Raw genomic sequence first — 25,188 nt, 5'->3', positions numbered from 1 at the left:
GCAAACGCGGCCGGCACTTTCAAACCATTCACTGGAGGCCGGCGGAACCGCTGGAAGTCGACGAGTTCGCCAGCGTGCGCAGGCCGATTTGGAACATGAACGCGTGGCTCAGCGTGGGCGGTGCGGTGCCCGCGGAATAGCTATACGAAGTTACGTAATTCGCCGCCAGCACGAAGCAATCGTCGACATAGCCGGCACCGAGCACATATTGGTTGATCTTGTTGGCCTCGAGGTCCCAGCGCGCCGAGCCCGACACCACCCAGTTGGTCGCGACCTTCAGCGAGCCCGTCGTCAGGATGCCCTCGCGGCGGGTCAGATAGCCCAGCTCCGGCTGCTCTGCGTAATTGCCGTACAATACGCTGACCGACCAGCGATTGAAGTTGGCGCGGCCTTCCGCCTCGAAGCGCTGCACGTTCCAGGTCTGCTCGTCCATGCGGGAGCGGACGCTGAACGTGTAGGTGCTGTTCGGCGAGTAATTGGCGCTCGCAACGTAATCCGACCGCGGCTTGTCGAGGCCGGAATCGCGGCCGGTATTGATGGCATCCTGCACCGTGAAGGAGTTCAGGCCGAATAGGTGGTAGGACTGGCCGAACAGCACCTTGACGGCGCCGCCCCTGTCGAACTGCGTGGTTGACTGCACGCCGACATTGGCGCGGCCGCCGCCCTCGACGCGGTCGTAGCCGGAGAACTTGTCGACGCTGAACAGGTTCGAGGCGTCGAACACCAGGCTCTGGGCGTCCTCGTTCGGCAGCCTGCCGGCGTAAGTCTCGTTCGGCCGGATGATGATCTGCGCGATCGGCTCCAGGGTGGTCGAGCCCCAGGGCTGAACGTTGATGAAGGGATAGCGGTACTCCAGGCCCACCGTCGGCATCAGGCGGAACGCCTCGGTGTCGCCGACGGGCAGGTAGTTCGACACGCCGGGCTGGTTGGAGACCGAGGACTTGATCGCGTCGGCGCGCAGGCTCGCGAACGGCGTCCAGATCTGGCCGAACGGGTCGGTGAAGGACTTGCGCCACTGCGCTTCCGCAGTGAGGCGGGTGTAGGTGCCGGGGAAGCCGCGCAGCAGGCACTGCGAGGGCATCCGCGCCAGCGGATCGGCCGACGCCGTGGTGCACAGGCTGTTGGTGTTGGCGAGCGTCGTGATCGGGTCGAACACCGCATCGTCGCGCGACAGGTTCACGAAATTGGTCTTGTAGCTGACCTCGCCGCCGAAGACGGGATAGTTGAGCACGTTGGAATAGTCGATCACCGGGTAGACGATCGGCACCTGGCTCTGGTTGCCCGAATAGCTCAGCCAGTACATCGTGCGCGCATCGAAGAAGCTGCGATTGCCGACGCCGGTCAGATAGAGCTGTGACAGCGCTTCCGTCGGCAGCAACAGGAACGAGCCGAGCGGATCGCGGTACTGATAGAGCCGGTAGTCCGAGAAGAAGTAGTAGTCGGACATCAGCACGCCGTCCCAGCCCCAGACCCATTTGTCGTTGAGGGCGAACTGACCCTTGGTGTCGATGGCGCCGCGGAACTCGCGGTCGCCGGGCTGGCCGGCGAATGCTCCTGGATCGAGCTGGTAGATGCCGTAGGCACGGATCTGGTAGGCGCCGTCGATCAGGCGCTGGCGGAATTCGCCCTGCAGCAGCGCGCCTTGCCGCGACAAGAAGCGCGGGGTGATGGTTGCGTCCATGTCGGGCGCGATCGCCCAGTAATAGGGAACCTCGACGCCATAGCCCGTTCTGTCCGTGCCGGAAATATAGCCCGGCATCAGGAAGCCGGATTTACGCTTCACGGTCGGGTCGGGCGTCGAGAAATAGGGCATGTAGGCGAGCGGCACGCCGAAGAACTCGATCTGTGCCGTCTCGAAATACAGCATCTTCTCCTGCTGGTCGTGGATGATGCGGGCACCCTTGACCTGCCACAGCGGCGGTTTCTTCGGATCGTCCTTACACGGCGCGCAGGCCGTGTAGACGCCATTCTCGAACACCGTGTAATTGCCGCTGGAGCGGTCGGCGCGGCTCGCGGCCATGCGGGTCTGGTCCGCCGTGTCCACGCGCAGCGAATCGACGAAACCGTCGCGGTAATCGTCGGAGAGATCCAGGATCTCGGCATAGGTGATCTTGCCGTCGGCATCCGTCATGCGGATGTTGCCTTCGGCATGCAGCCGCTTGGTCTTCTGGTCGTAGATGACCCGGTCGGCCTCGACGCTGGTGCCGTTGTAGAACAGCTGCACGTTACCGACCGCGGAGACGCGCGAATTGTTGTAGTCGTAGTCCACCTCGGTGGCCTGAACCAGCATCTGGTTGTCGTTGGGGGCCCTTGGCGGCTTCGGACGCGGCGGCAGAGGATTGTAGGTGAAGCTCTGGGCCTCCGCCGGCGCCACCGCGGCAGCGTCGATCAAGCCGCCGAGCGAGGCAGCCGCGACGACGGCAATCAGGAGCCTGCGGACGGACAAGCCGCGCCCGTTCGCGCGCACCCATGTGCGCCGCGTCAAACGAGACACGAGCCCTCGGCGGACGGCAGTCACTATCCGTCCTCCTGATAGAGCAAGGCCAAAAAGCCGGTGAGGCCGCCCACCACAACGGGCAACCACGCCGCAGCGATCGGATGCATCAACTCAGCCTTGCTCAAGTCCTCAGTTACTTTCGACAGAACGTAGAGCAGAAAGCCTGCCCCCACGCCACTCAAAACCATCTTCTGCACGCCGCCCATCCGGAAGAAGCGCAACGACACGGAGGCCGCGAGCATCACCATGGCTGCGAGCAAAAACGGCTGTGCCAGAAGCTTCTGATACTGGAGTCGGTATCCCGCTGTCGCGAAGCCCGAGCTTTCGGAGGAGCGGATGTAGCTCGGTAGTTGCCAAAAGGACACAGTCTCGGGGGTGGAAAAGCTGTTGCGGACCTGCGCCTCGGTCAGCGTGGTCGGAATCTCCAGGGTGGCCTGGTCGATCGGCGGTCCGTCCAGCGAGAAGCGGCGGACGCCCTTGAACAGCCAGCGGCCGGCATCCAGCGTCGCCTCGCGTGCCTCGACCCGCTCCTTGAAGTGCAGGTCCTGGTCGAACCGGAACAGCGTCAGCCCGGTGAGCCGGATGCCCTGCTGCTCGCTGCGCGCCGCATTGATGATGGTCTGCCCGTCGCTGGTCATCTGGTTGAGCCAGAAGCCCGAAGCGTCCTGGATGCCGCCGCCGGGTGCCGAGCCGAACAGCTCGGCTTCCATGCGCTTGGACAGCTCGCGCAAATTGGCCGACATCGGGTTGTAGGCGACGGTGGCGATCACCCCGATCAGAAGCGCGCTGCCGAGCGCGGGCGAGATGAACTGCCAGGCGGAGATGCCCGCGGCGCGCGCCACCACGAGCTCGAGCCGGCGGGAGAGGGCGAGATAGCAGGTCATGGCGCCGATCAGCATGCAGAACGGCGTCAGCTTCTCCAGGAGCTGCGGCACGCGGAACAGCGAGGTCTCGGCCACCATGATCGCGGAGGCTGATGCAAGGCCCGAGGTCTTGCGCACCATCTCGATGTAGTCGACCAGCACCAGCAGCAGGAAAATGCCGCCGAAGACGCCGAGCGCCGCGACCACGAAGCGGCCGGCGAAATAGCGCCCGAGTGTGTTGGTGAGCATGCTCATGCGGTGGCCGGACGTCCGAACAGCCGCGCGATCCGTGCGTTCGACCGGTTGATGGCCTCCATCAGGCCGGGAGGCGGCTCGACCACGACACCGCGGATGATCATCCACAGCCCGGCGCCGATCGCGCCGAAAACCATCGCATATTGCGCCAGCACCGGGCCCGGCGACTTCACCGCCATCACCGAGCAGGCGAAACCGGCCATGCGCAGGCCGAACACCGCCACGATCGAGGAGGCGATGGAAAAGTTGCGGCTCTGGCGAGTGGTGCGCGGCGCTCCGAGGAAGGCAAAGGTCAGCACCGCAAAGGCGAACGGATAGATCGGCGCGAGCAGGCTGTCATGCAAGGCCGCGCGGAACTGCCCTGGAATCTGCTTGTAGACGGGATCGTTGTCGGATGGCGAGAACAGCTCCCAGAGATATCGCTCGCGGATGCCGAGGGTGACGTCGCGGCCCTTGGCGAATTTCGACATGTCGAAGCCGTAGCGGCCGAAGGCCACGAGCGCCGGATCGCGCTTGCCCGCCTCGAAGCGCTGGAGATTGCCGGTTTCCAGCACCAGGAACGAGCCGGTCTCGTTCTTCACGACCTCGCCGTGCTCGGCGACGATCGAGACGCGCTCGTTCGGATCGCGGCGGTCGTCGATGAAGATGCCGGCGAGGATGCCGCCCGGCTGGCGTTCGCGAATCCGGATCGTGAGGTTCTCGTCGAGCCGGGCGAAGCGGCCGGGCTGCAGGATGTTGGTGAGCACGTCCGCGGTGATCTCGGCATCCCACTGCTTGATGCGCCGCATCCCGTCCGGGGCGAGATAGGCCGCGATGAAGGCGACCAGCAGCGCCACCACGCAGGTGGCATAGAAGAACGGAACGAACAGCCGGATCGGCGAGAAGCCGGCGGCATTCATCACGATGATCTCGGAATCGGTCGCGAGCTTGTTCAGCGTGTGCGAGATCGCGATCATCAGCGCGATCGGCGAGATGATCAGGACCAGGGCCGGGATCACGAGGCTGGTGATGCCGAGGAAGGTGAGGATGGTCTGACCCTGGCTCGTCATCAGGTCGATGCCCCGCAACGCCTGCGTAATCCAGATCACGCCGGTGAGGCTGACCAGGACCAGCGCAAACGACGCCAGCGTCGTGCGGAAGATATACCTATCGATCGACCCCATGCGCTACCGCACGAATTCCCACCAAGCCCCAATTCCGATCGGAATTCCGGCTGCCCAACCAATCCCCGATCAGGGGATCCCCAAGGTCGGCCAACAGCTCTTCCGCCAGTTCATTCTCTCACTACCATCCCTTTGATCCGTCAACAAAATGGCTGCCCCATGGCACCCTCATCATATGGTTAATATTTCGCTGTTGTGGCGTGGGGGCCACGGCGGAGCTTGGCATCTGCCGGGCGGCTGGCCATAGTGGGGACGCCTCAGTGAATCGCCGTTCAGGTCCGGTTGTGGCTGGAACGCCCGAACGACGAAAAGCCCCATCTTTTGGAGGAGTTATCCATGTCCGATGCCATCAAGGTCGGCTTTGTCCCGCTGTCTGCCGCCCCTCGTGGCATCCTGGTCGTGTTCTGCGACGACGGCCTGAAGCTCGGTCCGGCGACGGTCAAGGCCCTCGGCGGCGCTGCCGAGATCGTGAAGCGCGCGGCGGCTGCGGCCGCCTTCAAGGGCAAGAGTGGTGCTGCGCTGGACATTCTGGCGCCGGAGGGGGTGAAGGCGAACCGGCTGATCGTGATCGGCGCCGGCAAGGCGACCGGCCTCAAGGCCAACGATTTCCTCAAGTTCGGCGGGGTGGCGGCCAGCAAGCTGCCCGCCGGCACCAGCGCCATGACCATCCTGGCGGAGCTGCCGGGTGGCGCCATGACGAGCGAGCAGGCGGTTGCGATCGCCTCGGGCCTGCGCTTACGCGCTTACAAGTTCGATCGCTACAAGACCAGGAAGAAGGACGGCGAGGAGGGCGGCGTGCGCGCCGACGTCTCGCTTGCGGTCGGCGATGCCGGTGCGGCGAAGAAAGCGTTCGCCGCCGCCGGCCATGTCGTCGACGGTGTGATCATCGCACGCGACTTCGTCAACGAGCCGCCGAACGTGCTTTTCCCGGAGGAGTTCGCCCGCAGAGCGGGTGAGCTCCGCAAGCTCGGCGTCAAGGTCGAGGTGCTCGACGTCAAGGCGATGCAGAAGCTCGGCATGGGCGCGCTGCTCGGTGTCGGCCAGGGTTCGGCGCGGCCGAGCCGCACGGTGATCATGCGCTGGGACGGGGGCAAGAAGGGCGAGGCCCCCGTCGCCTTCGTCGGCAAGGGCGTCTGCTTCGACACCGGCGGCATCTCGATCAAGCCGGCCGGCAGCATGGAGGACATGAAGGGCGACATGGGCGGCGCGGCCTGCGTCGTCGGCCTGATGCATGCGCTCGCCGCGCGCAAAGCGAAGGTCAACGCGGTCGGCGCCATCGGCCTCGTCGAGAACATGCCCGACGGCAACGCGCAGCGGCCGGGCGACATCGTCACCTCGATGTCCGGCCAGACCATCGAGATCATCAACACCGACGCCGAGGGCCGCCTCGTGCTCGCCGACGTGCTCTGGTACGTCGCCAAGAAGGTGAAGCCGAAATTCATGGTGGACCTTGCGACGCTGACCGGCGCCATCATGGTGGCGCTCGGCACCGAGCATGCCGGCATGTTCTCCAACAACGACGAACTGGCCGACCGGCTGCTCACGGCCGGCATCGAGAGCGGAGAGAAGGTCTGGCGCATGCCGCTCGGCCCGGAATACGACAAGCTGATCGATTCCCAGTTCGCCGACATGAAGAACACCGGCGGCCGCCATGGCGGCTCGATCACCGCCGCGCAGTTCCTGCAGCGCTTCGTCGACGGCGTGCCCTGGGCCCATCTCGACATCGCCGGCACCGCCATGGGCGCGCCGAAGACCGACATCAACCAGAGCTGGGGCAGCGGCTACGGCGTCCGCCTGCTGGACCGTCTGGTCGCCGACCATTACGAGCGCAAATGACCCGACATGACTGAAGTGCTGTTTTACCATCTGCAAAACATGACGGTGGAGAATGTGTTGCCGCCGCTTCTCGAGAAATCGCTCGAGCGCGGCTGGCGCGTCATGGTGCAGTCGACCTCGGAGGAGCGCGCCGATGCGCTCGACTCGCATTTGTGGACCTATCGCGACGATTCATTCCTGCCGCACGCGACATGGCGGGTGAACGATGTGGCCGACCAGCCGATCGTGCTGGCGATCGAGGGCGGCAACCCGAATGGGGCCAATGTCCGCTTCCTGGTCGACAACGCCGCGCTGCCCGAGGACGCGCAGGGCTATGAGCGCATGGTGCTGCTGTTCAACGGCGACGATCCCGACGCGCTTGCGCTCGCCCGCGCGGCCTGGACGGATTGCAAGGCGCGGGGATTTGATGTCACCTATTGGCAGGCCGACGACCGCGGCCGGTGGCAGAAGCGCAATTAGCCGCAATTAATGATAATTTGCAGTTTTCGGGCGATGCTGGCTTCGGCCACCTTCATGCCGCAAAGGGATGTTGGGACAATCGCTTAGGGCTGGTCCTTCACGTGGGGAATTCGTTTATCGTGCGACATCAAAAGCTTCCCGGCTCGCTCTTGATTGCGTTGGCTGCCGTAGCACCGCTGGTCGCGGGCTGCGCGGGCGGGGCCGATTTGCTGTCGAAGGATGCCGAATGGTTCCAGAAACCCGGCCGCCTCTTCATCAAGAACATCTCGATCGAATCGCCGCCGCTGACCCCCGACAAGCCGGTGCGGGCTGAGGATCTCGTCAGCGCCGACGGCGCCTGTCCCGGCATGGCGCCGCCGCCCGGGCCGGCCGACGCCAACGCCTCGACGACGGCACCGATGGGCGGCACGGTCGCGCTCGGCCACACGGAGTGCGACGTGGTGCGCGGCATCGGCGCGCCCTCGACCGTCAACCTGTCCAACGACGCTGGCGGCCGCCGCGTCGCCGTCGTCACCTGGACCACTGGTCCGCGCGCCGGCATCTACACGTTCACCGCTGGACGTCTGTCCTCGATCGAAGGCAATCCGGACCCGCAGCCGGTGCCGAGGGCAGCCAAGCCGAAGAAGAAGCAGGCGTAGGCGGGGATCGCCTCCGCCGCGGTGAAACGGAAGAATCTTCGACCCGGGACATCAGCGGGGCGGACCCGATGCAAAGCCCTGTTGGCGGCGCCCTCAGAGAATCGGCTTGGTGCTGAAGCGGTCAGGCTGGCGAACGGGCAAACGGCCCTTCATCTTAAAGCCGTCGCGCATATTGAGACCGAGCAGAACGATGTTCGTTGCTCCGGCGGCCAGTTCGAGAGCCTGCACGGCGTAGAACGTGGTGTCGAACTCCGCGGCCTTCGCCTTGGAGGCAAGAAACAACGCGGTGGGAATCAAAATCAGGATGCCGTTGCCGGCGATGAACGGCATGCGTTTGATCTTCGCACCGATCAGCCCGGCGCGCCGCTGCTTTGCCAGGACGAATCCCGAGCCTCCCGTCGCCGCAAGCATCGGAATGAGCAGCAGGAAGCCCCACGGTATGGCGGTCTTCACCATGGCTATGGTCTCGTGCGATGCAAACAGCTCGGTGAGAGCCGTGGAAAACCAGAAGGTCGCAATGGTGATCAGTGCGACCGCTCCCGCGACTGGGTGGATGATCTTGGTCATGGGTCTGCCGTTTTAGAAGCGAGCTACGCGACGCAGATGCCGGGCACCGCGACTTTCTGGAACAGGTGCGGGGAGGCGACCGCGGATGCAGGGTAAGCCGAGATCTTCGACCTGAACTCGGGGTGCGTGAACGCAGCCCGGAAGTCGGCACTCGTCTGCCAAACTGCGTAGTTCAGATACGTGGGGCTTTCGCCGATCGCGCGGTGAAGCTGGGTGGAGATGAAGCCGGGCTGCCGCTTCATGAAGGCGGCATCGTCCTGCCAGACCTGGAGAAAGCTTTGTTCGTCGGCCTTGTCGAGCGTGAACAGATTCACCAGCACCAAAGGGCCGGTGTCGATGCCGAGCTGACGCTCGATGGGAAAGTCAGGGTCCAGTGGGCGTAAGCTTGCCATGACGAACTCCGTCGAGATGGTTTTATGGTGTCAATATGGTATTATGGGCAATCTATTAGTTTGACATCATGATGTCAATAACTGTCTATGGTGACGGATGCGGAAATCCCTGCGAACGCCGGCCGGCGATGCTCTGACGAACCTCATGCTTGACTTGTTCCGGTTGAACAGCCTGCTCCTGACCGCAGGGGACCGCTTGGTGGCCCGGCTGGGGCTCACCAGCGCCCGCTGGCAAATTCTCGGCGCCATCGTGCAGGCGGAGCGACCGCAGCCGGTAGCCTGGCTCGCCCGCGATCTCGGCGGCAATCGCCAGAACGTGCAGCGGATCGTCAACGACCTCCATGCGGAAGGCCTCGTTGCCTTCGAGGCCAATCCGCATCACCGCCGCGCACAGCTCGTCGTCCTCACCGACAAGGGGCGGCGCGCTTTCGACGCCGCCATGGCTTTGCAGATGCCGTGGGTCAACAGCCTTTCCGAAGGGCTTGCGGTCAAGGATCTGCAAACGGTTCATCGCATCGTCGCGGCACTCCGTAACAAGCTCGAGAGCGAAGCCGAGCAGCAGACGTAAGCGAGCGAGCGGCAACGTCGCGCGCAGGTCACACCGAATGCGATGTGGTGCGGGGATCGGGGCGTCTTCGAGCGTCAACCTCTCCAACAAATGCCATCGGCCACCGCGTTGCCGTCGTTACCTGGACTACCGGTCGGCGCGCATCTAGACGCTCACCGCCGGACGACTGTCTTCGATCGAAGGCAATCCGGACCCGCAGCCGATGCCGAGGGCGGCGAAGCCGAAGGCGAAGAAGAAGTCGGCGTAAGGCGAGCGCGCAAGATGGCTATGGCCGTCCTTTCATCGCATCCTCGAACGACAGGATCTGGCCGCTCGGTCCCCGGAACGTAATTTTCTCGGGCCACATCTTTTCGATCTCGTCGAGGAGATGGCGGGCGAGCAGTCTCCAGCCCGAGTCCGGCTTGAGCGAATAGATGCTGAAGGTCATGCCTTCATCCGCGCGAGCCGAATGCACGCCAGCGAGCCATGGCTCGTCGCCCACGCTGATACTCACTCCGGCATCGCTGCACAGGTCCACGCTACGCCACACGACACGTCCATCCCGGGTGTGGACGTCGCGCCGAATCGACAGCGCTTGCGCTTGACCAAAGTCAGTGAACGTTTGCTCGAGTCTCTTCCAGTCTTCGGCGGGCACCTTCAAATTTGCATAGACTTGCGGTCGGACGGACGTGCGACTGTCTCTGAAGAGATTGTGGCAGCTTCTGTCCCTTACGACGATCGGCAGGATGAAGACGCCGCCCGTCAGAAGCACGGCCGCAGAAACGACACTCCACGATCGCCGGCTAGATATGGACGATCGCATGGCAGCCCAAAAAGTGAGGCCGCCAACAAGGCCCGACGAACCCAGAACTGCTAGGGTGCTGACGTACTCGATCCAACTAAACGGGGGTGGCGCGCCATTGAACCGATTGACCATTGTTGGCACGCCGCCGCCGATCAATGCTAGGACGCTGAAAGGCATTGCCGCGACGAGGAAGCCTGCGAGCGCGCAGGCTGCAATCCCGACGCGCGGTCGCTTGCGGCGGACGAAAAGATAGAATGGAAGACCGAATAATATGGCATGGGTCGTTGCGACGATGAACGTCGTCATCGTCAAGGTCAGGACTTGCGTGACGACGACGATGTTGATCGGGTCTTCGATCTGCACGCAAAGCGGGATGACCAATGCCAGGGTCGCGCTAAACGCTGCAAGCAGGGCTGCTCCCAACAGGAGCAAATACTGCTGAACTCGCATGTCTGGCCGTTGCCCTTGGGTTGTCGCGTGGTCGATCCCACAACTGGCCAACCTAAGGCATGATGTGGAGGAGTGCGAAGCGGTTTTCCAGAGAGATCATGCGCAACCGATATCCACCCACACCGGTGGCGCGATGATGGCCGTGATCGTAACCTTCCTACCGACGTCGCTTTCGTGATGGCAGCGCGCCCCGGAATGCGCTTTGATGGCGCAAACAACAATCCCGGAGGAAACTATGCGGTTCATTGCTCTCTTATCGGCTCTGCTTCTGCCACTCAGTGCGGCGTTCACCCAGGACTATCCGACGAGGCCCATCACCATCCTGGTTCCATTCGCCGCGGGCGGGCCGACGGACACCATCGCCCGCCTGACGGCCGCAGGCATGGCGAAATCCCTGGGCCAGCAGGTCATCGTCGAGAACGCGACCGGCGCCGGCGGCACCATCGGCACGACCCGCGCTGCGCGCGCCCAACCGGACGGCTACACGCTGCTGATCCATCACGTCGGCATCTCCACAGCGGCGACGCTCTACCGCAACCTCAGCTACGACACCAAGACGGCCTTTGCGCCGATCGGGCTCGTGACCAACGCGCCGATGACCATCATTGCGCGGCCCGATTTCCCGGCCAACACGCTCAAGGAGCTCGTCGCCTACGCCCAGCAGCAGGGCGACAAGCTGACCTACGCCAACGCCGGCCTGGGTGCGGCCTCGCATCTGTGCGGCATGCTGTTCATGACCGCGATCCAGAAGCAGCTCACCACGGTGCCCTACAAGGGCAACGGCCCGATCATGAACGACCTGCTCGGCAAGCAGATCGATCTCACCTGCGACCAGGCGACGAACACGACCGGGCCGATCACGGCCAAGCAGGTCAAGGCCTACGCGATCACCACCAAGGAGCGGCTGAAGAGCCTGCCCGATCTGCCGACGGCCGACGAGGCCGGCCTCAAGGGTTTCGAGCTCGGTGTCTGGCACGGCATCTATGCGCCCAAGGGCACGCCGCCGGCAATCGTTCAGAAGCTGACCGCGGCGCTGCAGACCGCGCTCAAGGATCCCGCGCTGATCGCCCGGTTCAACGACATCAACACCGAGCCGGTCCCGCAGGACAAGGCGACGCCGGAGGCGTTGGGCGCGATGCTGACCAGCGAGATCGACCGCTGGGCGCCGATCATCAAGGCCGCCGGGCAATACGCGGATTGAGTTTTTGCGGTCCGCCTGGCTTGCCGGTCGAGCGGGTAAAATGCAGCTTGTTCAAAGGCTCGCTCGCCGGTGCCATCATGCCGGTACTGTGCATGGGGTTGTTTTGCACGTTGGTTGGAGTGCAGCGAAGGCGCTAGCCCGCCGCCTCGTCGAACTGCGTGCTGGCCTCGAGCCATTGCTCCTCGGCGCGCGCCAGGGCGTCGGCGGCATTGGCACGCGCCTTCGACAACTGCGCCGCCTGCTTGGGATCGCGCGTGAAAATGTCGGGCAAAGCGAGCGCCGTGTCGATCTTGGCGATGATCTCGCTGACGCGGGCGATCTCGGCCTCGGCTTCGGCGATGCGCTTCTTCAAGCCTCCGCGATTGTCCGCTCTTGGGCGCTGCGGCTTCTCAGGCGGCGCGCTGCGCTCGCGCGGAGCTTCCGCGTTGCGCGTGGACAGCACCAGGCGGCGATACTCGTCGAGATCGCCGTCGTAATTGGTCACCGTGCGGTCGGCGACGATCCAGAGCCGATCGGCGCAGGCCTCGATCAGGTAACGGTCGTGCGAGACCATGATCACCGCGCCGGGAAACTCGTTGATCGCTTCCGCGAGCGCACCGCGGCTGTCGATGTCGAGATGGTTGGTCGGCTCGTCCAGGATGATCATGTTGGGGCCGAAGAAGGTCGCAAGCCCCAGGAGCAGCCGCGCCTTCTCGCCGCCTGACAATTTGCCCGCCTTGGTGTCGGCCGCCTTGCCGGAGAAGCCGATCGCGCCGGCGCGGGCGCGCACCTTGGCTTCGGGCGCATCGCCCATCAGCTTGCGGACGTGGTCGTAGGCGGAGGCGTCCTCGTTGAGCTCGTCGAGCTGGTGCTGCGCGAAATAGGCGATCGACAGCTTGTCCGCGCGCGTCACCCTGCCGGAGAACGGCGCGAGACGTCCGGCGAGCAGCTTCACCAGCGTCGACTTGCCGTTGCCGTTGGCGCCGAGCAGCGCGATGCGGTCGTCATTGTCGATGCGCAAGGTGACGCGGCCCAGCACCGGGCTCGCCGGGTCGTAGCCGACCGAGGCATTGTCGACGGCGATGATCGGCGGCGACAAGATCTTCTCCGGCGCCGGAAAGCTGATCTCGCGCACGTCCTCGGTGACCAGCGCCGTGATCGGCTTCAGCCGCTCCAGCATCTTGACGCGCGACTGTGCCTGCCGGGCTTTCGATGCCTTGGCCTTGAAGCGATCGACGAAGGACTGCAGGCGGGCGCGTTCGGCCTCCTGGCGCTTGACCGCCTTGGCGTCGAGCAGCTCGCGCGCGGCGCGCTGCTCCTCGAAGGAGGAGTAGCTGCCCTTGTAGAGCGTGAGCTTGCCGCGCTCCAGGTGCAGGATCTGGTCGACCGAGCTTTCCAGGAGGTCGCGGTCGTGGCTGATCACGATCACCGTGCGCGGATAATGCGCAAGGTGATCCTCCAGCCAGAGCGTGCCTTCGAGGTCGAGATAGTTGGTGGGCTCGTCGAGCAGCAGAAGGTCGGGCGCCGCGAACAGCGTTGCGGCGAGCGCGACGCGCATGCGCCAGCCGCCGGAGAACTCGGCGCAGGGGCGGAGCTGATCGGCGGCGGAGAAGCCGAGGCCGGAGAGGATCGCGGCCGCGCGGCTTGGCGCCGAGTGGGCGTCGATGTCGACGAGGCGGGTCTGTATCTCGGCGATGCGGTGCGGATCGGTCGCGTGCTCGGCCTCGGTCAGCAGCGCGTCGCGTTCGAGGTCGGCCTTGAGCACGACCGCGATCAGGCTTTCGGGACCGTTCGGCGCTTCCTGCGCCAGGCTGCCGATGCGCCAGCGCGGCGGCAGGGTCACCGAGCCGTGCTCGGCCGCAAGCTCGCCGCGGATCACCTTGAACAGCGTCGACTTGCCGGTGCCGTTGCGTCCGACCAAGCCGACGCGCGATCCGGGCGTGATCTGCACGGAACTCTGGTCGATCAAAAGGCGTCCGGCGAGGCGGATGGAGAGGTCGGTGATGGCGAGCATGCGGCCTTGTCACCGCAAGGCGCGGCGAACGCAACTCGTTTTTCCGTTAGTGCGTCTCGCGCTCGCGCCGCTGCAGCTCGTTCAGGAGCTGCTCGAGATGGGTCGGCAGGCGCGGCTCGGGCCGGAGGCTCTGCTGCAGCCGTTCGCCCACGGCATCGCAAATCGAGCGGCTGGTGCGCCGGTCGATCTGTTCGCTGTCATTGGCAAAAAGGCCAGCCATCGCAAGGTTCCGTGTTTCTCGAAGTAAGGACACGGTACCAAGTCATTGCCGGCGAAATGGTTTCGCTGGCTGTGGGGAAAGCCGGGGCATTCTCGTAAAAATTGTATGAGCGGTGCCTTGTACGCCAAGGCAAAGCCCCGGCGAGGGGGGCGCCGGGGCTTCTCTTGGAAGGTACCTGGGGGCTTAGGTAGCCTTCGGAAGGTGCTGACGGGCTCAGTAGCAGCGGTTGATCAGCCGCCAGCGGGGTCCCCAGGGGGTCGGGACCAGCCGGCGCACATAGCAGCCGCCATAACCGTAGGAGACGGGACCGCCAGCGTAGAAGCGCGGTCCGCCCCAGCCATGGCCGTGGTGATGGCCGTGGTGATGGTGCGCGTGCCCGTGGTGCCGGCCACCGCCATGCCCGCCGCCTTGCCAATGAGCGGAGGCCGAGGTCGGCGCCAGCGCAGCTCCCAGCGCGACCGCGGCGACAGCGGCAAGCGAAAGTTTCCTCAACATGGTTATCTCCTGAAGACTGCCAGCGCGGGGCTATCGCGCCGATGGAAAGGCCGCCGAAACGGTCTGCCTGAGGTCAGGCTTCGGTTTCGATGGGCCCAACCTTACGCCGGGGAAGCTGAACCGGATCCTGACGGCGGTTTCAGATTGGGTTCATCTGGGTGAAATTGTCGTCATCCAGCGGATCGGGAGCCATCCCCTCGCGGAAACCGCCTATGAGGCTGTTCCGCGGTCGCTTGCCGTCCGACAAAGGCGCCGATATAAGCCCCGCAACCCCGAACCCCCGCTTTCTCCCCAAGGACAAGATCATGGCCATCGAACGCACTTTCTCGATCATCAAGCCCGACGCGACCGAGCGCAATCTGACCGGCGCAGTCAACGCCGTGATCGAGAAGGCGGGTCTGCGCATCGTGGCGCAGAAGCGCATCCGCATGACCAAGGAGCAGGCCGAGACCTTCTATGCCGTTCACAAGGCGCGCCCCTTCTTCGGCGAGCTCGTCGAATTCATGACCTCCGGCCCGGTCGTGGTTCAGGTTCTGGAAGGCGAGGGCGCGATCGCCAAGTACCGCGAGGTGATGGGCGCGACCGATCCGTCCAAGGCCGCCGAGGGCACCGTGCGCAAGCTCTACGCCAAGTCGATCGGCGAGAACTCGGTGCACGGTTCGGATGCGCCGGAGACCGCCGCGATCGAGATCGCGCAATTCTTCTCGGGTAACGAGATCGTCGGCTGATCCAGTCGGCAGACTAGAAGGCGACGGGCGAAGGGACCCATTGTGGACTGGCTCTGGCAGATCTTCGATCCCGCTACGATCGGGACCTTCTTTACCCAGTTCCGCAACGAGATGGCCGCACCGACTTTCTGGATCGCGGTCGGCAAGATCATCTGGATCAACGTCCTGCTCTCCGGCGACAACGCGCTGGTGATTGCACTCGCGTGCCGCGGTCTGTCGCCGCGGCATCGGCTCTGGGGCATGATCTTCGGCGCCGGCGCAGCGGTGATGCTCCGGATCATCTTCACTGGCGTCGTCGCCACCCTGATGGAGCTGCCGTACCTCAAGCTGGTCGGCGGCGTTGCGCTGATCGTGATCGCGGCAAAGCTCCTGGTGCCGGAGAACGAGGACGAGAACGACGTCGACGCTGCCGCGCATCTGTGGCACGCCATCCAGATCGTCGTGGTGGCCGACATCGTCATGAGTCTCGATAACGTCATTGCGGTCGCTGCCGCGGCCAATGGCAGCGTGCCGCTGCTGATCCTCGGCCTTACCATCAGCGTGCCGCTGATCGTCGCCGGCGCCGCGCTGATCATGGCACTGCTCACAAAGCTCCCGGTGCTGGTCTGGGCCGGTGCGGCGCTGCTCGGCTGGATCGCGGGCGCGGTGATGGCGACCGATCCCGGGGTCACGCCGCGGCTGCACGCGCTGTTCGAGGGGCCGTTCGGCGCCTCGCTGGACGGCGTGCTCGGCGCCCTTCGCATTCCCCCGCAATTCGGCCATGGCGGGGCCGGCGGCGAGTATTTCTGTGCTGTGATCGGAGTCGTCGTCGTGCTGGTGGTCGGCACCATCTGGCGCCGGCGCAGTGTCACCGCGGCCGCCCTCGAATCCTCCGAACGGCACGCCAAGGCCTCCGCGGAGTGACGTTGAAGCGCTGATCGGTGCAGCCGCCCCTCCAGCGATGAGAGGCGTCCACGTCACTGGGGCGCTTCCCGCGTCGGCAGGACGCGAGCGATCACCGGCCACGGGTTCGACCGAATCCTCCCATCATTGCATTCGTATGACCGGCGCGCATCTCGCTTCGCGAGAGCTCGCGTCGTGCGCGCGGGCGTTGCGTTGAGAGTCGTCGTTCGCAACCCTCACGCGATTTAGACCTTGTCTTATTATAAACTACTGAGATTCAAGGGTGCTTTCGTTGACTCGACGAGGGTTCCCACGGCACCTCGCCCCGACGTTCATGCTCATGAAATCGGAAGGTGCGATGTCGTCGAAAGTGTTTTGTCGTCCTGTTGCCGTTCTTGCCGCTCGCATCAAGACGCTTCTGACGTGCGCCAGCCCGAGAGCCTTCGCGGTTTCCGTGGTCTCCATTGCCTTGTGTAGCGACGGCGTCCTGCACGGCAGCAGCGCGCAGAGCGCCGCGCCCCAGGCCGCGGGGGGAAGCACGTTGCCGGCGGTGACCGTCACCGCAGACGCGCCGAAGCCGCGCGCGCGTCCACGAGCCAATCCGGTCAGGAGGGCGGGCCGCGGCGCGCCCGCGAACGAGCGGGCTAAATTGCAGGCGGAAGCGACCCCGACGGCTGCGAGGCCCGGTTCACTGCCGCGGACCTACGCAGGCGGGCAGGTGGCACGTGGAGGCCAGGTCGGCTTGCTCGGCAACAAGGATTTCATGGATACGCCGTTCAACATCACGAGCTTCACGGCGAAGAGGATCGAAGATCAACAGGCGGTCACCGTCGCCGATGTCGTCAGCAACGATCCCTCGGTCCGTTTCACCGGCCAGACCGGCGGCATTCTCGATTCCTTCTTCATCCGCGGCTTTCCGATCGGGGAAGGCAATGTCGGGGAAATCGCCTTCCACGGCGTCTATGGCGTTGCACCGAACTACCGCGTGTTCACCGATTACGTCGAGCGCATCGAGATCATCAAAGGCCCGACCGCGCTGCTCTACGGGATGGCGCCGAACAGCAGTGTCGGCGGCACCATCAACATCGTTCCGAAGCGTGCCGGGGATATCGATCTCACGCGGGTCACGACCGACTACGCGTCAAACACCCAGCTCGGCACACATCTCGACGTGAGCCGGCGGTTCGGTGAAAATCGCGAATTCGGTATTCGCGTCAATGGCAGCTATCACAACGGCGATACGCCGTTGGACAACCAGACGCGGGAGGCGCATGTCGGCTCTGCAGCCTTCGACTATCGCGGCGAGAAGTTCAGGGCCTCGCTCGATTTCATCGAGCAGGAGGAAAAGTTCGACGCGCCGACGAGACCGTTCCTGGTCGCAACCGGCGTGGCCGTTCCGACCGCGCCGGTCGGACGGCGCAATGTCACCCAGGCCTGGGAATTCGCCAAGGTTCACGACAATTCGCTTCTGGCGCGCGCCGAATACGATGTGACTGACGCCGTGACGGTGTTTGCAGATGTCGGAGGCGGCAGGACCCAGGTCGACCGTCTGTTCGGGACGCCAACGATCCTGAATGCGGCTGGCAACACCACGTCGACACCGGGACGATTCAAGTTCGACATCGACAGGAACGTGGCCGACGTCGGCGTGCGGGCCCGAATCGAGACTGGCGCGATCAGTCATGCCGTGAGCTTGCAGGGGAGCTACTATGGGGATGAGATCTCGCGGGGCTCGGTGAACGGCACGGCGGTGTCGTCCAACATCTATGCGCCGATCGCGCGTCCCCAGCAGTTCGTTGCGGCTCCCGCGACCGTGCCGCGGCTGTCGGACACCGAGCTGACCGGCATTGCGCTGGCCGACACCATGTCGGTTCTCCAGGAGCGGCTTCAGCTGACGGTCGGCGTCAGGCAACAGGGCGTCAGGTCGAACAACTACAACACCACCACGGGCGCCGTGAGTTCGGCCTATGACCAGACGGCGTTCACACCGATGGTCGGCCTGGTCGTCAAGCCCTGGAGCAACGTTTCGCTCTACGCCAACTATATCGAAGGGCTCAGCAAGGGCGACACCGCGCCGACGACGGCGGCAAATCAGGGCGAGGTCCTTGCGCCGTATTTGAGCAAGCAGAAGGAAGCAGGCGTCAAGGTCGATTTCGGCGCGCTCGCGACCACGATCAGCCTGTTCGAGATCACCAAGCCGTCGGGGCAGACGGGTGCCGGCAACGTCTTCCGGGCTGATCAGGAGCAGCGCAATCGCGGCGTGGAATTCACCGTGTTTGGAGAAGTGCAGCCCGGCATTCGCGTTCTTGGCGGCGTGACATTGATCGACGCGGAGCTGACGAAGACGAGCACGCTGGCCAATTTCGGCAAGACGCCGATTGGAGTGCCCGAGGTGCAGGCCAATCTGTCTGCCGAATGGGATACCCCGTTCGCACCAGGGCTGACATTGGTCGCCAACACCATCTATACCGGGCACCAATATCTGAATGGGGCCAACACGCAGGTCGTCCCGGCCTGGACGCGGCTCGATCTTGGCGCGCGCTACAACACGCGCATCAACAACCGGCCCGTCACGGTTCGCGCTCTGGTCCAGAACGTGTTCGATACCAATTACTGGGCGGGCGTGGCGAGCTTCTCTGCGCTAGCGCAAGGCTCGCCCCGAACCCTGCTCTTGTCGATGTCGACCGACTTCTGAGCTTTGGCCTCCTCGGGCCGGCTGCGGAGCTGGATCAGGCGCGGACGACGGGTGCTCTGAATGGACCAAACAATCAGGGCGCCACGTCGAGGCGGCTCGGCGCCCGCCCGATCCAGTATGTTGCCCGGACGCGTGCAGCACGCGCTGCTGTGGGCGCACCGTTGGTTCGGATTGATCGGCGGCATCGTCGTGGTGCTGATCGGCCTGACTGGAAGCTTCATCGTCTTCTACCGGGAGATCGATGTCGCCCTGAATCCGGCGCTCTATGCGCCCGCCGGTCCGGAGCAGAGCGTCACGTTAGCGGAGGTGATGCACGCCGCCGCTGCAGCGGATCCGGCGCCGATCGCGACGATCCTGGCACCGGATCGGATCTGGCCGGTCTGGATCGTGATCCATTCGCATGAGACCGCGCCAGGCAGCTACCCGAACCGGTGGACCACCATGGTCGATCCTTCGAACGGCAAGGTGCTCGGACGGCGTGACTACGCCAACGCATTCGCACTCAAGGTTTACCGTCTCCATTTTACGCTGCTGCTCTATGAGTTCTGGGGCAAGGAACTGGTCGGCGTGGCCGGGTTCGTGCTGCTCGGCTTGGCGGTCTCGGGTCTCTTCCTTTGGTGGCCGAAGCCGGGGCGGTTTTGGCGATCGATCTCGGTGCGCAAGAACGTCTCACTGTTCCGATTTGTTCTGGACCTTCACGGTGCGGCAGGCTTTTGGGCGCTGTCCGTGCTCTTGTTGATCTCGATCACCGGCGTCGGCATCGTTTTTCCCGACCTGGTGCGGCCCATCGTCGGCCTCGTGTCGCAGCCGACGCCTGATCGCTCGCCGCGAGTCGAAATCCCGCCTCCGGCAGGGACGCCGGTGCTCTCACCTGACGCGATCATGCGACGCGCACAAGAGGTCCAGCCCGGTGCGACGGTCGCCATGCTCCATCCGCCGACCGCAACGCGCAACACCTGGCGGGTGCAATTCCGTCCTGATGGAGCTGATCCCGCCGTGCGGTCGCGTGGAGCGATCTGGCTCGATCCGTGGAGCGGCGCTGTGGTGCACGACCGCACGCCGGGCACCATGTCGATGGCGGACCGCTATCTGGCCGAGCAGCTCTGGCTCCACAATGGCGCGACGTTCGGATTCGCAGGACGCCTGCTGGTGTTCGCGGCCGGCTTCGCACCGCTCGTCCTCTTCGTCAGCGGCGCGATGATGTGGCTCAACAGACGGCCCGGGAAGATGAGGCCCGGCTGAGAGGTCAGCGCCTGACGATTGAACCGGCGCGGCCAACCAGGCGGGCGAGCTGACGGAAGCGGCTGCCGACGCGGTCGGCGACGAGGTCGCCGAGCCGGTGCTCGAACACCAGCATCAATTTGCGGCCCTGGCTGCGGAAATGCGTGGCTGGCAGGACGCCGGGACGTGCGGCCGAGATCAGATGCGCGACGCGGAACGCGGCGCCCAGGAGGCGCGCGCGTTCGAGCTGGGCCGGCGTCAGCAGCTCCTGCATGGTGACCGGCGGCTGGTTTTCCTCGCTGAGGCCGGCATAGCGATAGAACACCGACAGGCCGACGAAGGCGCGTTCGGTGTGGGTGATCGCGCCGAAATTGCCGTTGACGACGAGGCTGAGCGTCTGCTCGCCGCGATGATCGGGATGCACGCGCCAGCCGATGTCGGAGAGCAGGCACGCGGTGTGGCGGAGGCGGCGGTCCACTTCCGTCTCGCGCAGCTTGACGACGCGCACCAGGCGGTCGGTCCAGGCGATCAGCTCACGCGCGTGCCTGGCCGAACGCGACAGCAGCTGGTTCAGCTCCTCCGCCGCGCAGATCAGCCCGTCCTTGTTGCGTTCGGTCTCGGGCAGCTTCTCGTGCAGCAGGCCCTCGCGCACGCCGAAGGTGGAGAACACGATGTTCTTTGGCTTCGCGACGCGGATGATGTGCTCGAGCACCAGCGCCGCATAGGTGAGGAGAGGGCGCCGCGCATCGGCGACGATCTCGATGTCGGCAAGCATGTCGGCGGCGGCGAGGCGCCGCAGGCGGCGCGAGAAGTCGAGCGCCTCGGCAGCCGGAATGGAATAGCCGTGCATCACCTGGAGCGGATAGCCGCTCTGGATGATGTGGATGCGCGCGAGCGCGCGCCAGGTGCCGCCGACGGCATAGAAGGTGCGACCGCGGCCGGCAGTGAGTAACTGGACTCCGTCGATCTCCTCGCGCACGATGCGGTCGGCGCGCTTGAGCGATTTGTGGGCGAGGTCCTGCAGTGCGAGGCCGCCGAGCGGCAGCGTCACGCCGCTGCGTACGGCGTTCCTGCGCACGTCGATCAGCTCGAGCGAGCCGCCGCCGAGGTCGCCGACGATGCCGTCTGGATGGTGGATGCCGGAGATCACGCCGAGCGCGGACAGTCGTGCTTCGCGCGAGCCCGACAGGATCTCGATCTTCACCGCGCAGATCCGCTCGGCCCTGGCGATGAAATCGGAGCCGTTGGAGGCGTCGCGGCATGCGGCGGTCGCGATCGCGAACACGCGTCCGACCTTCATCACCCGGCACAGCGCACGAAACCGTTTCAGCGAGGTCAGCGCCTTGTCGATGGCGTCGGGCGCGAGCAGGCCTGTGCTCTGCACCTCGCGCCCGAGGCCGCACAACGTCTTCTCGTTGAAGATCGGGATCAGGCTGCGCGCCAGCGCCTCGTAGACGACGAGGCGGACCGAGTTGGAGCCTATGTCGATAACCGCGACGCTCGAGCCGCGCTTGCGCGGCCGCTTCACGTCGCAAATCCCCGATCAGGATTGATGACGTTCGTTCCGGCGCGTGAGACGACGCGGCGAGGATTCCTTGAGCGACTTTCCACGGCCAGACAGACTCGGATTCGTCATGAAGTAGTTGTGGACGTTGAAAGGCTCCTCGCCCTTCGCGGTCTTCATACGCGTTGAAGACCCATCCGGCAACAACTGCCAGCTCTGCTCATTGTCCTTCAGGTTCGCGACCATGATCTGTTCGAGAACCTGCTGATGCACCGTCGGATTTTGCAGCGGACACAGCACCTCGACGCGGCGGTCGAGGTTGCGCGGCATCATGTCGGCGGACGAGATATACACAGCCGCTTTCGCGCTCGGCAGTCCCTGGCCCATGCCGAAGCAGTAGATTCGGCCATGTTCCAGGAAGCGGCCGATGATCGACTTGACGCGGATGTTCTCCGACAGACCGGGAATGCCGGGCCTGAGGCAGCAGATGCCGCGCACCACCAGCTCGACCTGGACACCGGCCTGCGAGGCCTCGTAGAGCGCGTCGATGATGTCGGGATCGACCAGCGCGTTCATCTTCATCCAGACTGCGCCGGGACGGCCATGCCGCGCATGTGCGGTCTCGCCCTGGATGTGCTCGATGATGCGCTTGCGCAAGGTCAGCGGCGACACCGCCATCTTTTCCAAATCGCTCGGTGCTGCATAGCCGGTGATGAAATTGAACACGCGGGCGGCATCGCGGCCGATCGTCGGGTCCGAGGTGAAGTAGGAGAGGTCGGTGTAGATGCGCGCGGTGACCGGGTGATAATTGCCGGTGCCGGTATGGACGTAAGTCGTCAGGCTGCCGCCCTCGCGGCGCACCACCATCGAGAGCTTCGCGTGCGTCTTCAATTCGAGGAAGCCGTAGACGACCTGCACGCCGGCGCGTTCGAGATCGCGGGCCCAGCGGATGTTGGCTTCTTCGTCGAACCGCGCTTTCAGCTCGATCAGCGCGGTGACTGATTTGCCGGCTTCGGCCGCTTCGGCCAGCGCGCGCACGATCGGTGAATTGTTGGAGGTGCGGTAGAGCGTCTGCTTGATCGCAACGACGTCGGGGTCGCGCGTGGCCTGCTGCAGGAATTGCACGACGACGTCGAACGACTCGTAGGGATGGTGGACGATGAGGTCCTTTTGCCGGATCGCGGCGAAGATGTCGCCGCCATGCTCGCGCACGCGTTCGGGGTGGCGCGGCACGTAAGGGGTGAATTCGAGGTCGGGCCGGTCGAGGCGGGTGAGCTGCGAGAGCTCGTTCATCGCCTGCACGCCGTCGACCAGGAAGATCTCGTCGTCGGCGGCGGAGAGCGCGTGCTGCACGAAGCTGCGCAGCTGCTCCGGCATCTTGGCGTCGATCTCGAGCCGGATCACCGATCCGCGGCGGCGGCGCTTCAGCGCGGTCTCGAACAGGCGGACGAGATCTTCGGCCTCCTCCTCGATTTCGAGCTCGGAGTCGCGGATGATCCGGAAGGCGCCTTGGCCGTGCAGATTGTAGCCGGGGAACAGGCGGTTGATGAACAGGGCGGTGGCCTGCTCCAGCGAGATCAGGCGCACCGTGCCATCCGCTGGCAGGCGGATGAAGCGGTCGATCTTGCCGGGCATGCGGATCAGCGCGTTCATCTGCTTGCCGTCGGCGGCGCGCGTGAGCTGCAGCGCGATGGTGAAGCCGAGGCTCGGAATGAACGGGAAGGGGTGGGCCGGATCGATCGCGAGCGGGGTCAGGAGAGGGAACACGTTGTGGAGGAAGTAGTCCTCGATCCAGGTCCGTTCCGCCTTGCTGACGTCCTTGCCGTCCACCAGCACGATGCCGACCTCGGCCAACGTGGCGCGCAGGTCGCGCCAGATCGCCTGCTGGTCGGAGGCGAGCTGGGAGACGGTGCGGTTGATTAGCGCGAGCTGCTCGGACGGCGTCAGGCCGTCGGGGCTGCGCTCGGCGATGCCCTCGCGGACCTGGGCCTTGATGCCGGCGACGCGAACCATGAAGAACTCGTCGAGGTTATTCGCTGAAATCGACAGGAATCGCACCCGCTCCAGCACGGGGTGGCTCGGGTTGACCGATTCCTCCAGGACGCGGCGATTGAAATGCAGCCAGGACAGCTCGCGGTTGATGAACCGCTCGGGACTGGACGCGATGGCCGGAAGGCTCTCGGATTCCGGGGCTTTCTCTTTCGTTTCAACAGCTTGCGCAGAGTCCATCAGAAGTCGGTCCATCCAGTTCACCCCAATTGCGACTCAAGCGCAAAAATCGGCGGGAGCATGTGTTAGAGCGATGACGTTTCGATGACATTGATGTTCCGCCCCCGCGCCGCGTCAAGCGGACTTCGGGGAGGCCTGCGAGCCGGTCAGGCGTCCCGGAGCAGCTCGGCGGCCAGCGCCCGGGTGACGGGACGGCCGAGCCGCAGGGCTTCACTGTCGAGCAGCTCGACGGCCCGCCGGGCGGCGGCCGAGGACCGTTCCAGGCGCGTCGCGAGATAGCCGACCACGCTCTCGTCCACATTGAGCTGGCGGTCGGCGCAGAACTTGACGATGAGGCCGCGGAACAGCTGGTCGTCGGGCGGCATCAGCGCAACCGCCGGAACGGCCCGCAGGCGCGAGCGTAGGTCGCGAAGCTCGATGGGAAGCGCGGCCGGCGCCTCGCGGCCGGTGAACAGGACGTAGGCGCCGTCCTCGCGGGCGAGGTTCATCAGATGAAACAGGGCACGCTCGTCGAAGTCCCCAGCCTTGAGATCCTCGACCACCAGCGCGCCGGTGGCGAGCGCGCCGGGCACGTCCGTCGCGGTCAGCGCATTGCCGGTGGTCGAGCGGGCGCCAGCTTCCTCGGCCCAGATCGCGGCGAGATGGCTCTTGCCGCTTCCCTCCGGGCCCGCCAGCGACATGATCCGGTTCGGCCATTCCGGCCAACCGTCGATGAGGCCGAGACCGGCCGCATTGGCGGGGCCCTCGAGGAAGTTGTCCCGGCTGAGGCTCTCCGCATGCGGAAGCGCAAACGCCAATTGTCGGGGATGAACGCGGCCTGCCACGCTTGCTCTGCTCCATGCCGGCGCGCCGGCCCGCTTGTAGAGATTCGACTTGATGGTGCGGGACTTGGCCTTTTGCTGGGCCGCTTCCCCGCTCATTTGGCCTCGATCGTGCTCATGTGCCGCAGCCACTCGACGAGATAGAGCGACACGGAGGAGAGCGTGAAGACCGTGACGAGACCCATCAGGATGATATCATAAGGCGCGGGCTTGAAGCCGAAGGCAAGCGCCGCCAGCACCAAAGCTGCGAACGCTACTTGTGCCACCGTGTTGAGCTTGGAGACTTTCGACGGCTTCATCTCGACCGGCCGGTCGAACAGCCAGGACACGATCACGGCGGCGACAATCATGATGTCGCGCGAGACCACCAGGATCACGATCCAGCGCGGGATCGCGCCCCAGATGCCGAGCGCCATGTAGATCGAGACCAGCAGCGCTTTGTCGGCGAGCGGATCGAGCAGCGCGCCGAGCTCGCTCGTCATGTTGAAGCGCTTGGCCAAAAAGCCGTCCACGGCATCGCTGATGCCGGCGATCAGGAAGACGGCGAACGCCACCTCCATTTGGCTCGACACGATGGCCCAGACGATGATCGGGACCAGCATGATGCGGCCCAGGGTAATGATATTCGGAATACTCACGCAGCGCTTCCCGGCACCGGTTCTGACCTCAAATCCGGCCCGTGGCAGGCTGAACCGGTTGATATGTCTACATAGTATAGCGGGGAACG

22 protein-coding genes are annotated in these 25,188 nt (G+C 64.9%); 9 read left to right on the top strand and 13 right to left on the bottom strand.

Annotation, left to right across the window (positions count from 1 at the left end; translation table 11 throughout):
* Nucleotides 1-28: 28 nt before the first annotated feature.
* From ABIA40_RS13890 to lptF, 3 genes are read right to left on the bottom strand one after another with little or no spacing between them, the layout of a single operon-like run.
* Complete coding sequence (locus ABIA40_RS13890; RefSeq protein ID WP_404541549.1) at nucleotides 29-2,518, bottom strand: LPS-assembly protein LptD; 2,490 nt, start codon at nucleotides 2,516-2,518, stop codon at nucleotides 29-31.
* Nucleotides 2,518-3,615 (bottom strand): LPS export ABC transporter permease LptG, encoded by a 1,098-nt coding sequence (gene lptG, locus ABIA40_RS13885; RefSeq protein WP_036033998.1) that lies wholly within the window; start codon nucleotides 3,613-3,615, stop codon nucleotides 2,518-2,520. Before lptG ends, ABIA40_RS13890 begins: the two co-directional genes overlap by 1 nt.
* Nucleotides 3,612-4,778, bottom strand: coding sequence for an LPS export ABC transporter permease LptF (lptF, locus tag ABIA40_RS13880; RefSeq protein ID WP_157284597.1), 1,167 nt, complete (start codon nucleotides 4,776-4,778; stop codon nucleotides 3,612-3,614). Before lptF ends, lptG begins: the two co-directional genes overlap by 4 nt.
* A 336-nt stretch (nucleotides 4,779-5,114) precedes the next feature.
* On the opposite strand from lptF, the gene ABIA40_RS13875 reads away from it, so the two are divergent.
* The 3 genes from ABIA40_RS13875 to ABIA40_RS13865 all read left to right on the top strand — a co-directional run bounded on the left by ABIA40_RS13875 (nucleotide 5,115) and on the right by ABIA40_RS13865 (nucleotide 7,711).
* Nucleotides 5,115-6,614, top strand: a complete 1,500-nt coding sequence (locus ABIA40_RS13875) for a leucyl aminopeptidase (protein WP_404541546.1) — start codon at nucleotides 5,115-5,117, stop codon at nucleotides 6,612-6,614.
* Between the two features lie 6 nt (nucleotides 6,615-6,620).
* Nucleotides 6,621-7,073: a DNA polymerase III subunit chi gene (locus ABIA40_RS13870; protein ID WP_404541544.1), complete on the top strand. Its 453-nt coding sequence runs from the start codon at nucleotides 6,621-6,623 to the stop codon at nucleotides 7,071-7,073.
* A gap of 158 nt (nucleotides 7,074-7,231) precedes the next feature.
* Nucleotides 7,232-7,711 carry a hypothetical protein gene (locus ABIA40_RS13865; RefSeq protein WP_157284675.1) on the top strand — a complete coding sequence of 160 codons (480 nt, stop codon included), beginning with the start codon at nucleotides 7,232-7,234 and terminating at the stop codon, nucleotides 7,709-7,711.
* Between the two features lie 93 nt (nucleotides 7,712-7,804).
* On the opposite strand, the gene ABIA40_RS13860 is transcribed toward ABIA40_RS13865, so the two are convergent.
* A complete protein-coding gene (locus ABIA40_RS13860; RefSeq protein WP_404541541.1) occupies nucleotides 7,805-8,278 on the bottom strand; it encodes a hypothetical protein in 474 nt (157 codons plus the stop codon).
* Nucleotides 8,279-8,301: 23 nt separating this feature from the next.
* Nucleotides 8,302-8,670 carry an antibiotic biosynthesis monooxygenase family protein gene (locus ABIA40_RS13855; protein WP_404541539.1) on the bottom strand — a complete coding sequence of 123 codons (369 nt, stop codon included), beginning with the start codon at nucleotides 8,668-8,670 and terminating at the stop codon, nucleotides 8,302-8,304.
* A 97-nt stretch (nucleotides 8,671-8,767) separates the two neighbouring features.
* On the opposite strand from ABIA40_RS13855, the gene ABIA40_RS13850 reads away from it, so the two are divergent.
* Complete coding sequence (locus ABIA40_RS13850; protein WP_404541537.1) at nucleotides 8,768-9,238, top strand: MarR family winged helix-turn-helix transcriptional regulator; 471 nt, start codon at nucleotides 8,768-8,770, stop codon at nucleotides 9,236-9,238.
* A gap of 265 nt (nucleotides 9,239-9,503) precedes the next feature.
* On the opposite strand, the gene ABIA40_RS13845 is transcribed toward ABIA40_RS13850, so the two are convergent.
* Nucleotides 9,504-10,472 carry a hypothetical protein gene (locus ABIA40_RS13845; protein WP_157284603.1) on the bottom strand — a complete coding sequence of 323 codons (969 nt, stop codon included), beginning with the start codon at nucleotides 10,470-10,472 and terminating at the stop codon, nucleotides 9,504-9,506.
* A 235-nt stretch (nucleotides 10,473-10,707) separates the two neighbouring features.
* Between ABIA40_RS13845 and ABIA40_RS13840 the strand changes: the two genes are divergently transcribed.
* Entirely contained in the window at nucleotides 10,708-11,673 is a 966-nt protein-coding gene (locus ABIA40_RS13840) for a tripartite tricarboxylate transporter substrate-binding protein (protein ID WP_404541535.1), read from the top strand.
* A 133-nt stretch (nucleotides 11,674-11,806) separates the two neighbouring features.
* Here the strand turns inward: ABIA40_RS13840 and ABIA40_RS13835 are convergent, their stop codons facing one another.
* The 3 genes from ABIA40_RS13835 to ABIA40_RS13825 all read right to left on the bottom strand — a co-directional run bounded on the left by ABIA40_RS13835 (nucleotide 11,807) and on the right by ABIA40_RS13825 (nucleotide 14,381).
* The gene (locus tag ABIA40_RS13835; RefSeq protein WP_271546990.1) at nucleotides 11,807-13,666 is read right to left on the bottom strand and encodes an ABC-F family ATP-binding cassette domain-containing protein; all 1,860 of its coding nucleotides are present in this window, start codon (nucleotides 13,664-13,666) and stop codon (nucleotides 11,807-11,809) included.
* 46 nt (nucleotides 13,667-13,712) lie between these two features.
* Nucleotides 13,713-13,886, bottom strand: coding sequence for a hypothetical protein (locus tag ABIA40_RS13830; RefSeq protein WP_167361656.1), 174 nt, complete (start codon nucleotides 13,884-13,886; stop codon nucleotides 13,713-13,715).
* A gap of 213 nt (nucleotides 13,887-14,099) precedes the next feature.
* Complete coding sequence (locus ABIA40_RS13825) at nucleotides 14,100-14,381, bottom strand: sulfur globule protein precursor (protein ID WP_074447892.1); 282 nt, start codon at nucleotides 14,379-14,381, stop codon at nucleotides 14,100-14,102.
* A gap of 305 nt (nucleotides 14,382-14,686) precedes the next feature.
* On the opposite strand from ABIA40_RS13825, the gene ndk reads away from it, so the two are divergent.
* The 4 genes from ndk (at nucleotide 14,687) to ABIA40_RS13805 (ending at nucleotide 19,928) form a co-directional block, all read left to right on the top strand.
* Nucleotides 14,687-15,109, top strand: a complete 423-nt coding sequence (ndk, locus tag ABIA40_RS13820; RefSeq protein ID WP_036000620.1) for a nucleoside-diphosphate kinase — start codon at nucleotides 14,687-14,689, stop codon at nucleotides 15,107-15,109.
* Between the two features lie 42 nt (nucleotides 15,110-15,151).
* The gene (locus ABIA40_RS13815) at nucleotides 15,152-16,012 is read left to right on the top strand and encodes a TerC family protein (RefSeq protein WP_271546984.1); all 861 of its coding nucleotides are present in this window, start codon (nucleotides 15,152-15,154) and stop codon (nucleotides 16,010-16,012) included.
* A 337-nt stretch (nucleotides 16,013-16,349) separates the two neighbouring features.
* Nucleotides 16,350-18,686, top strand: coding sequence for a TonB-dependent siderophore receptor (locus ABIA40_RS13810; protein ID WP_271546982.1), 2,337 nt, complete (start codon nucleotides 16,350-16,352; stop codon nucleotides 18,684-18,686).
* 117 nt (nucleotides 18,687-18,803) lie between these two features.
* A complete protein-coding gene (locus ABIA40_RS13805) occupies nucleotides 18,804-19,928 on the top strand; it encodes a PepSY domain-containing protein (protein WP_271546980.1) in 1,125 nt (374 codons plus the stop codon).
* Between the two features lie 4 nt (nucleotides 19,929-19,932).
* Here ABIA40_RS13805 and ppx read toward each other — a convergent pair whose 3' ends face one another.
* The 4 genes from ppx to ABIA40_RS13785 form a co-directional block, all read right to left on the bottom strand.
* Nucleotides 19,933-21,435: an exopolyphosphatase gene (gene ppx / locus ABIA40_RS13800; RefSeq protein WP_271546978.1), complete on the bottom strand. Its 1,503-nt coding sequence runs from the start codon at nucleotides 21,433-21,435 to the stop codon at nucleotides 19,933-19,935.
* 15 nt (nucleotides 21,436-21,450) lie between these two features.
* Entirely contained in the window at nucleotides 21,451-23,640 is a 2,190-nt protein-coding gene (locus ABIA40_RS13795; protein ID WP_198399804.1) for an RNA degradosome polyphosphate kinase, read from the bottom strand.
* Between the two features lie 146 nt (nucleotides 23,641-23,786).
* Nucleotides 23,787-24,464: a DnaA ATPase domain-containing protein gene (locus ABIA40_RS13790; protein WP_271547270.1), complete on the bottom strand. Its 678-nt coding sequence runs from the start codon at nucleotides 24,462-24,464 to the stop codon at nucleotides 23,787-23,789.
* A 92-nt stretch (nucleotides 24,465-24,556) separates the two neighbouring features.
* The gene (locus ABIA40_RS13785; RefSeq protein ID WP_025035876.1) at nucleotides 24,557-25,099 is read right to left on the bottom strand and encodes a CDP-alcohol phosphatidyltransferase family protein; all 543 of its coding nucleotides are present in this window, start codon (nucleotides 25,097-25,099) and stop codon (nucleotides 24,557-24,559) included.
* Nucleotides 25,100-25,188 lie beyond the last annotated feature (89 nt).

Source organism: Bradyrhizobium sp. USDA 223 (assembly GCF_044909005.1).
GTDB lineage: Bacteria > Pseudomonadota > Alphaproteobacteria > Rhizobiales > Xanthobacteraceae > Bradyrhizobium > Bradyrhizobium yuanmingense.
Note: the sequence above shows the minus strand (reverse complement) of the source record. Positions and strands in the feature narration are given on the sequence as shown.